The following is a 7,999-nucleotide window of genomic DNA, read 5'->3' as shown; positions in this document are numbered from 1 at the left end:
CAGAAATCCTGAAGTAACGTCAGCCCAGCACCTCTCTTCAGTTGAACCAGCAGATGTCCAGGTCAGAGCCACGCAACAGATTCCACGGTGGACAGACCACACCAGGAACTCCCGGGTTGTTTCTTATCATCGACGTGCAGACCGGCAGACCGGTCGACGTGCTGCCCGACCGCAGCGCGAAGACGTTCGCCGAGTGGCTGATCGCTCACCCCGGCGTGCAGGTCATCTGCCGTGACCGCGCCGGCGCCTACGCCGAGGGCGCCCGTACCGGCGCACCGATGGCTGTGCAGGTCGCGGACCGATGGCACCTGTGGCACAACCTGGGCCAGGCCGTCGAACGGACCGTCGCGGCATGCCGCGACGCTTTGCGCCCCGAGCCGCCCTTCGCTACGCCGCCGGCGCCGACCGCGAGTGAGGCCCGTGCAGTACCTCGGCTCGCCGACAGCCCACTCGCGGTGCGAACCCGCCAACGCCACCACGACATCCACGAGTTCCTCGCTGCCGGGCTGGGCGTGAAAGCCATCGCCCGCCGGTTACAGCTGGCAATAGGCACCGTGCGCCGCTTCGCCCGCGCCGCCACAGGGACCCGCACAGCCCATGGCAGCGCGGGACCAACGAGAACACCAATGGCTTGCTACGTCAGTACTTCCCCAAAGGCACCGATCTGGCTCGGTGGAATCGTGACGACCTCGACGCTGTATCTGCGACTCTCAACAACCGTCCACGTAAGACACTCGGCTGGAAGACACCAGCCGAAGCACTGAACGAACTGCTACTCTCGCATCAAACCACCGGTGTTGCGACGACCGATTGAATCCGGGGTTCGCCCCGCGGTCCGAGTGGTGGATCAACTGGCCGTCGCGGACGTCGCGGGACCAGATGCCGTACTCGAGGGCGCCGAGGATCAGGTCGGTGTCGCAGCGGTCGCCGGCTTTCCAGCCGACGATGCGGTTGGAGAACGCGTCGCGGACCGCGGCGAGCCAGAACACCCCTTCGCCGCAGCGGATGCGGGTGGCGTCGGCGACCCACAGCCGATTCGGGCCGGTCGCGGTGAACTGGGGGTTGACCAGATCGGGCGCTGGTATCGCCCGTGGGTCCTGGCGTGTGGACCCGCCTCGCCAGCCGCGGCGCAGGAACGCGCCCTGCCATCCCTGGCCCGCCATCAGCCGTTCCACGCGTTTGCGGCCGACCCGGATGCCGTCGCGGCGTAGCTGCCGGTGCACCCGGTCCGCGCCGTAGGTGCAGCCCGACGCGGTCCAGATGTCGTAGATGTTGGACAGCAGCCCCAGGTCGACCAGGTCCCGGTCGCACGGCTCGGTGGTCTGGCGCAGCCAGGCGTAGTAGGTCGAGGTGGGGATCTGCAGAACCCGTAACCGGAGCGCGACCGCGAAGCGGTCCGAGTGTTCGTCGATGAACGTCATGACCGTCGCCGGGTCGGGTCGAGCTCCGAGGCGAAATACGCGCTCGCCGCCTTCAGAATCTCGTTGGCCCGCCGCAGCTCAGTGTTCTCCTTCAGCAGCCGCCGATTCTCCTCCGCCAGGTCACTGGAGGGCCGGTCACTGCGCTCGCCGGCGTCCGCCTCAGCCTGGCGGATCCAGTTCCGCAACGCCTCGTGATGCACGTTGAGCTGCTCCGCCAGCCGGCGGATCACCGGCTTCGGGTCCGACTCGCGATACAAGCGCACGGCACGCGCTCGCAGCTCGTCGGGGTACTTCTTCGGTGCTGGCACGGATCTTCCTCCCACGGCCACCAGACCATGATCAAGAAGCTCCATGAAAGCGGGGATGGCTCACTTCGCTGATCTGCCGCCATCGCCGACGCGCGCGGGGTGCTCGCCGGGCACGTGACCGAGCTGCGCGACCGGCTCGAGGCCCACCTCGCCCACGAGGAGCGCGACGCGATGGCGCTCGTCCAGGCCCACCTCACCCAGCATGACTGGGAGCGGCTGGACAAGGAGCACTTCGCGCCGCAGTACGGGCCCCCGCGACGTCCCCGCGGCGCTCGCCTGGGTGATGCACGGGCTCCCGCCGCACGCGGTGCGCCGGATCCCCGGCGGCCCCGCCCTGCGCGATGTCGGAGGGCACCTCGTGCGGAGGTTCGCCCGCGCCGAGCGCCGCACCTTCCGCTACGTTGCACCGGCGGCCACGGCGTGATCAGGCGACCGTCGGCGAGCGGTCCATCGACTCGCCGGTGACGGACACCGGGCCGTCGTCGATGGCCGGCGGCGGCTTCAGGTATCCGGTCGCCCAGGACACCGGGATCGCGATCGCCGAGAGCACGATGCCGGTGACCAGGGGCGCAGAGGCTCCGTGGGTGGCCAGGGCCCAGCCGCCCACGAGGGAACCAACGGCGATGCCGGCGTTGATGGCCGAGGCGGGCAGCGTGGCCGCCAGGTCGGCGCCGGGGCCGGACAGCGACACGATGCGGTACTGCAGCGACGGCACCATGCCGAAGGCGGCGATGCCCCAGATGACGAGCGCCACGGCGACGAGCAGCGGCATCTTGCCCACGAAGGAGAGCAGCACCAGGGCCGCGACGAGGACCACGTTGGCCACCAGGATCGCCCGCGCCGCGTTGCGGTCGGCGAACCGGCCGCCACCGAAGGCGCCGATCGCGGTGGCCGCGCCGTAGGCCAGCAGGAAGGCGCTGATGAGGGCGCCCGAGATGCCGGTGACCCGGTCGAGGAACGGCGTGATGTACGTCAGCGTCGCATAGGGCCCGGCGAACAGCAGCACGCACAGGCCGAGCACGGCGAGCACCCGGGGCGCGAGCGCGTGCCGGGCCTGGGTCCAGGCGTTGCCCGCGCCACCGCTGGGAACCGGCGGGACGACCAGCACCAGGGCGGCCAGGACCAGCACGCCGAGCCCGACGATCGCCAGGAACGCGGCCTCCCAGCTGCCGGCCGCACCTATCAGCGTGCCGATGGGCACGCCGAGCGCGGTGGAGACCGCGAACCCGCCGATGACGGCGGAGAACGCCCGGCCGATCCGCTGTGGCGGCACGACGCTGATGCCGGCGGTGAAGGCGAGGCCGACGAAGAGGCCCTGCAGCGAGCCGGTCAGCGCCCGCACGACGACGAACACGGCGAAGTTCGCTGTGAACACCGCGACCAGGTTCAGCACCAGCCACACGGTCAGCGTCGAGCAGAGCAGCCCCCGGCGGCCGAGCCTGATGGTGAGCGCGGTCAGGATCGGCCCGCCGATGGACAGGCCCAGCGCATACGCGGTGACCAGGAACCCGGCGGCGCTCGCCGACACGCCGAGGTCCGTTGCGAGCGGCTGGAGCACGCCGACGACGACCAGCTCGGCGCTGCCCATCGTGAACGTACCCAGGAACAGCAGGAGCAGTGCCAGGTTGGTGCGGGCCCGGCTCCCCGGCGCGGTTTGCGTACCCATGACGTCCTTCCCTCAGCTCGCCCTGACCGTGGCCCGCCCGGACCACGGTCCGACACGTCGTCGTAGGGCACCTTACCGTAGAAAGGGAGGGATCCCTAACATTCAGGCGAGAAGTACGCTTGGGCGGGCGAATGGCGAGGGGGAACACAATGCGACGGCCCGGCTCCGAGACCCGCGAGCACCTGCTACAGGGTGCGCAGCCGCCGCGGCAGCAGATCCTCGACCTGTTCGACCGGGTCCTCGCGTCCCTGCAGCCCGACGCGTGCCGCGGGTGTGCGTTCCTCATGACGCTCAGCGAGTTTCCGGACAAGGACCTGCCGGCGCACCGCCGGGCGGTGGCCGCGAAGGCCTGGATTCGTGCGCGCATGCACGGGCTGGTGCGGCACCTGGCCGAGGTGGAGACCGTCGAGGAACCCGAGGCGCTCGCCGACCAGCTGACCCTCGTCCTGGAGGGGATGAACGCCTGGGTGCAGGCGCTCGGCGTCGACGGCCCGATCACGCGGGCCCGGGCGACGGCGGAGGTGCTGCTCGACGCGGCGACGGGACGCTCTGCACGCCGGCAACACACCACTGGATGACGCAAGGAGTCGCCACGTTGAGCGACGTCACGACGATCTCCGCGGCGGAGTCCCGCCGGGCCCTCGACGCCGCCCTGGCCAAGGCCGAGGAGCTCGGCGTCACGGTCGCCGTCGCCGTCGTCGACCACGCGCGGCACCTGACCCCGGTGGCCCGGATGGACGGGTCCACGTACATGGCCACGACCATGGCGACCAACAAGGCGATCACCTCGGCCGGCTCGGGCATGTCCACGCACGAGGTGGCGGGGTTCCTGGCCGCCGACCCGGTGATGCTTACGGGCATGGCGATCCAGCCCAACGTCTGCATCCTGCCCGGCGGGGGTCCCGATTCGCATCGCCGGCGCGATCGCCGGTGCGATCGGGGTGGCCGGGGCGCCGACCTCGCGGAGCAGGAGATCGCCCTGGCCGGGGTCGCCGCGGCCGCGGGGACCCTGGCGGGCCGGACGGGCTAGTCCGCCTGTGCGGCGCCAAGCGGTCCACCTGGGATTAGGGCAGCTCTGTCGGCAGCGTTTACCTGTTGCATCTGATGCAATACTGAACCTTTGCTCAGTACGTCGGTGAAGTCCGGGCGCAGCTGACACGGCTCCCCTCGGCCCTCCGGTCCGGCAGGGTTGCAGAAGCGTACGACCAGCACATGGCGCCACGTGCTGACGTAACTCCAGCTACGCCCCCAGAAGGCCAACGAGGCGCCATGTGGTACCCCGCCCGCCGCACGTAATCACACACCTATGGTGTCCCACGCGTCCCTCCGATCGTGAGGACGTCAGGACACGGCAAACGTCTCACAGGCTGTAGCGATCGATGTCCAAGCGCAGCACGTCAGCCAAGATCAACGGCGTGGGCGTTTGGTGCGTGTTGCCCCTTCGACACAAACCGTCACCCCACGGTGGGCGTCCGATCTGTGCCTGGACGTCCACCGTTTGCGTTTTAGGTTGGGTATGTCAGCCGCAGGCCGAGTTGGCGGTACACCTCGGCTTTGTCGGCGGGGTCGGCCCGACGCAGCATCCCGGCCGCGGCCGAGCAGATGATCGCGGCGCTGATACCCGTTGCGCTCCCCCGGTCCAGACCGCAACCTCCGCCGCTGCCAAGCCTGCCGTCTCCGCGCAACTCGCCTACGCAGGCTCTCCCGGAACTCGACATCGGCAGCGGTGGCGCCGTGGCGGCCGTCGGGTCGCCGTGGACCTCGCAGTACAGGCGGAGCCGGTCGACCGGGAGGTGTCCGCTGCGCGAAGCCGTCACGCGCTACTCCTCAGCCAGCAGCCGGGCGGTCGGCAGCCGGCGCAGCGATCGTACCGGCAGGATCGCCGCCGCCACCGCCAGCAAGGCGCCGGCGAGCGCGGCGGCGGCGGCGACCGCGTACGAGACGGCGGTCAGCTCGGAGCTCAGCAGGGCGGCGGAACCGAGCGCGACGCCCACCCCGGTCGTCGCGCCGAGGACGCCGATGGCGAGCGCCTCATAGGCGGCCAGCCGGGCCAGCGGGGCATCCGCCCAGCCGACGGCGCCGAGCAGCGCGAACTCGGCGGCCCGCTCGCGGATGTTGACGTAGAGCACGTCGGCGACCGTGGCCGCGCCGAGCAGGGTGGTGAGGACCGCCGCGATGTAGTCCGTGCTCTGGACCTGCACGGTGATCGCATCGCCGAGGACGGTGCCGGAGACGCTGCCCCGGAAGGTCAGGTTGATGATCACCAGGAGGGTCAGCGAGGCGATGCCGAGGGCGAGGCTCACCGCGCCGAGGACGGTTCGCCCGGGCGCGCGCAGCACGTTGCCCATCGCCAGGCCCGAGACGCGGCGGGGTACTCGGCTTCGACGGACCGGCGCGACCGCGGGACGAACCGCCGCTCCCGGGTCGGCCCGCGTCGCCCGCCAGGCCGGTGGCAGCGCCGCCAGCCCGCTCAGCAGCAGCGCGGCCGGGATCGCGAGCAGGGCGTAGTCGGCGCCGAGGGACACGCCGAGCAGGCGGGACAGCGCCAGCGCCAGAATGGTGCCGAGCAGGCCGGCGACCGCGCCGACGGTCACCGACTCGCCGGTGACGAGCGCGAACAGCCGCCAGCGGGCCCAGCCGAGGCAGGCCAGCACGCCGAGCTCGGTCGCGCGGGTGCGCACCGCCGCGCTGGCCGCGTTGCCGACGGCGAGCGCGCACGCGACGAGCACGAGGATCGCCAGCACCAGCGACTTGCGGTCCAGCGCCGACACGATCGTCGTGGCAACCCCCAACCGCAGCCAGTTCTCCCGGACCGCCAGCGCGGGCCGTCCGAACTGGCCGGCCGGCAGCTGCTCGGCCACCCCGCCCGCCGACGAACCGCCGACCAGATCGACCCGCAGCCCGGTGGCCAGGTGGATCTGGTCGGCGATGGCCCGCACCCGCTCCTGGGAGAAGGCGTCGCTGCCCACGTCGCCGGCGACCCGGACCCGCACCATCGAGATCGGCGCGTCCTTGTTCACGCCGTGCCCGGCGTCGACGTTGGCGTACGGGTCGCGCTGAAGTTTGGACAGGGCCGACAGCGTGGTGAGCAGGTGCGGGCGCTGCCCGAGCGGCCCGGCGAAGTCGGTCGTCGGCTGGAGCGCCCGGTCGCCCAGGGCCCGCCGCGCCGCTGGGTCGGCCGCGGTCGCCTCGGCGCCCGCGTAGAGGTCGAAGGGTGGCCGCGACAGCTCCGGCCCGAGCTGGACCTTGGCCGGGTCGTAGACGCCGACGCCGCGCAGGAAGGTCCGCTCCTGCTTCGGCTCGTCGCTGCCGTGCCGGACGATGGCTCGGACCGGGTCGTCGGCGAGGCCCATCGGCAGCGGTTTGGCGCCCGGCTGGCCGGCGGGGACCTTGCCCCACTCGCCGCCGCTGTAGGGCACCACGTCGGCGGTGCGGCCGGGGCCCGACAGCGTCATCGCGCTGGTCGTCCACCACTCGCCGACGACGGAGGTGCCCGCGTACGGCACGGACCGGCTGTGGTCGGCGGGCGGGTGCGCGATCGCGTCGAGGAGGGCCGGGTATACGTCCTGGGCCGTGTAGGAGCGCGAGGCCAGCGGGGTGACGGGCATGGTCTCGTAGTAGGTCACGGCGTTGTCGAGCCGCATCCCGGCGGCGGTCTGCTCGGCCGCGTCGCCGCCGAGCCGCTCGATCTCGATGCGCAGCTGCTGGTCGAGGTCGAGGCGGCCGGAGGCGAGGACCGGGATGCCGGCGGACTGGTCGGACTCGGGGAGATACGCCCCGGAGGTCACCGCCCCGTCGAGCCGGTCGAGCTTCGCCTCCTGCGCGGGGTCGACGGCGGCCAGGAGCAGCGGGATCGGGAAGAGCACCTCGACCTGGGCCCGCTTGACCGTGTTGGCGCTCGACGCCGGGTCGCTCGACCAGCAGTCCGCCTCCGTGCGGTCGTCCGGCGCGAGGGGCTTGACGTTGTCGAAGTAGCCGGACTGGTGCTCGCACACGGTGGTGACGCCGTTCGGGCCGTGCTCATGGATCTGGGGCGGCTTCGGCATGTCGGCGCCCGTGTACATCTTGCCCTCGACCCATGGGTCGCCGGGCACGTACTCCAGGTTGTTCGGAGTGACGTAGAGGTACTTCGCCCCGTCGGGGATGCTGCTCAGCCCGCGGTCGCCGACGTAGGTCGGCCGCAGCTTCAGCACCTGGCGCCCGCCCTGGCCGGCGTACTGGGTGAGATCGACCGTGATCACCGCGGTCTGCATCACGTAGCCCGCCATCGCGACCGGCGCCGCCGCCGACACGCCCTGGATGTCGAGGATCCGCCGCCACTGCGCCTCGCTGATCCCGCCATAGGTCGAGCTGACCCGGTCGGTGCTGATCAGCCCGTCCTCGGTGGTGGCGGCAGGCGGGCGGACCAGGATGTCGTACATCGGCCGGAAGTTCTCCTGGACCGTGCCGTTGACCCGCACCTGCGAGCCGCGCGAGGCCGACGCCAGCAGCGCGAAGCTCGCGACGGCGACCGCGACGGCGGCGATCGTGGCGACCAGCCGACCGCGCCGGAAGCGCAGCTGCGCGCGGATGAGCGAAATCAACTGACCCTCCTGAGGGGAGCG

The 7,999-nt window shown here is 71.6% G+C and carries 7 protein-coding genes and 2 pseudogenes; 4 read left to right on the top strand and 5 right to left on the bottom strand.

Translation table 11 applies throughout. The features are described from left to right. Nucleotides 1-53 precede the first annotated feature (53 nt). A pseudogene (locus ABD901_RS45490) lies at nt 54-338 on the top strand (transposase); the annotation flags it as partial. A 245-nt stretch (nt 339-583) separates the two neighbouring features. Continuing rightward, nucleotides 584-814, top strand: a pseudogene (locus tag ABD901_RS45485) (transposase); the annotation flags it as partial. Here the strand turns inward: ABD901_RS45485 and ABD901_RS45480 are convergent. From ABD901_RS45480 to ABD901_RS45465, 4 genes are all read right to left on the bottom strand, one after another. Continuing rightward, on the bottom strand, nt 711-1,421 hold the full coding sequence (locus ABD901_RS45480) for an IS3 family transposase (RefSeq protein WP_345137763.1): 711 nt from the start codon (nt 1,419-1,421) through the stop codon (nt 711-713). The pseudogene ABD901_RS45485 and the gene ABD901_RS45480 sit on opposite strands and share 104 nt — an antisense overlap. After that, a complete protein-coding gene (locus tag ABD901_RS45475) occupies nt 1,418-1,774 on the bottom strand; it encodes a transposase (protein WP_345137762.1) in 357 nt (118 codons plus the stop codon). The genes ABD901_RS45480 and ABD901_RS45475 overlap by 4 nt, the downstream gene beginning before the upstream one ends. A gap of 15 nt (nt 1,775-1,789) precedes the next feature. Next, nucleotides 1,790-1,921: a hypothetical protein gene (locus ABD901_RS45470; protein ID WP_345137761.1), complete on the bottom strand. Its 132-nt coding sequence runs from the start codon at nt 1,919-1,921 to the stop codon at nt 1,790-1,792. 232 nt (nt 1,922-2,153) lie between these two features. After that, complete coding sequence (locus ABD901_RS45465; protein ID WP_345137758.1) at nt 2,154-3,395, bottom strand: MFS transporter; 1,242 nt, start codon at nt 3,393-3,395, stop codon at nt 2,154-2,156. A gap of 149 nt (nt 3,396-3,544) precedes the next feature. Between ABD901_RS45465 and ABD901_RS45460 the strand changes: the two genes are divergently transcribed. After that, on the top strand, nt 3,545-3,973 hold the full coding sequence (locus tag ABD901_RS45460) for a TetR family transcriptional regulator C-terminal domain-containing protein (RefSeq protein ID WP_345137757.1): 429 nt from the start codon (nt 3,545-3,547) through the stop codon (nt 3,971-3,973). 17 nt (nt 3,974-3,990) lie between these two features. Beyond that, nucleotides 3,991-4,425 carry a GlcG/HbpS family heme-binding protein gene (locus ABD901_RS45455; protein WP_345137755.1) on the top strand — a complete coding sequence of 145 codons (435 nt, stop codon included), beginning with the start codon at nt 3,991-3,993 and terminating at the stop codon, nt 4,423-4,425. 790 nt (nt 4,426-5,215) lie between these two features. Here ABD901_RS45455 and ABD901_RS45450 read toward each other — a convergent pair. Beyond that, on the bottom strand, nt 5,216-7,978 hold the full coding sequence (locus tag ABD901_RS45450) for an ABC transporter permease (RefSeq protein ID WP_345137754.1): 2,763 nt from the start codon (nt 7,976-7,978) through the stop codon (nt 5,216-5,218). Nucleotides 7,979-7,999: the final 21 nt, after the last annotated feature.

This window comes from Dactylosporangium darangshiense, from assembly GCF_039537565.1.
GTDB lineage: Bacteria > Actinomycetota > Actinomycetes > Mycobacteriales > Micromonosporaceae > Dactylosporangium > Dactylosporangium darangshiense.
The sequence above is the reverse complement of the archived record's forward strand: the minus strand, read 5'-3'. Positions and strand labels throughout refer to the sequence as shown.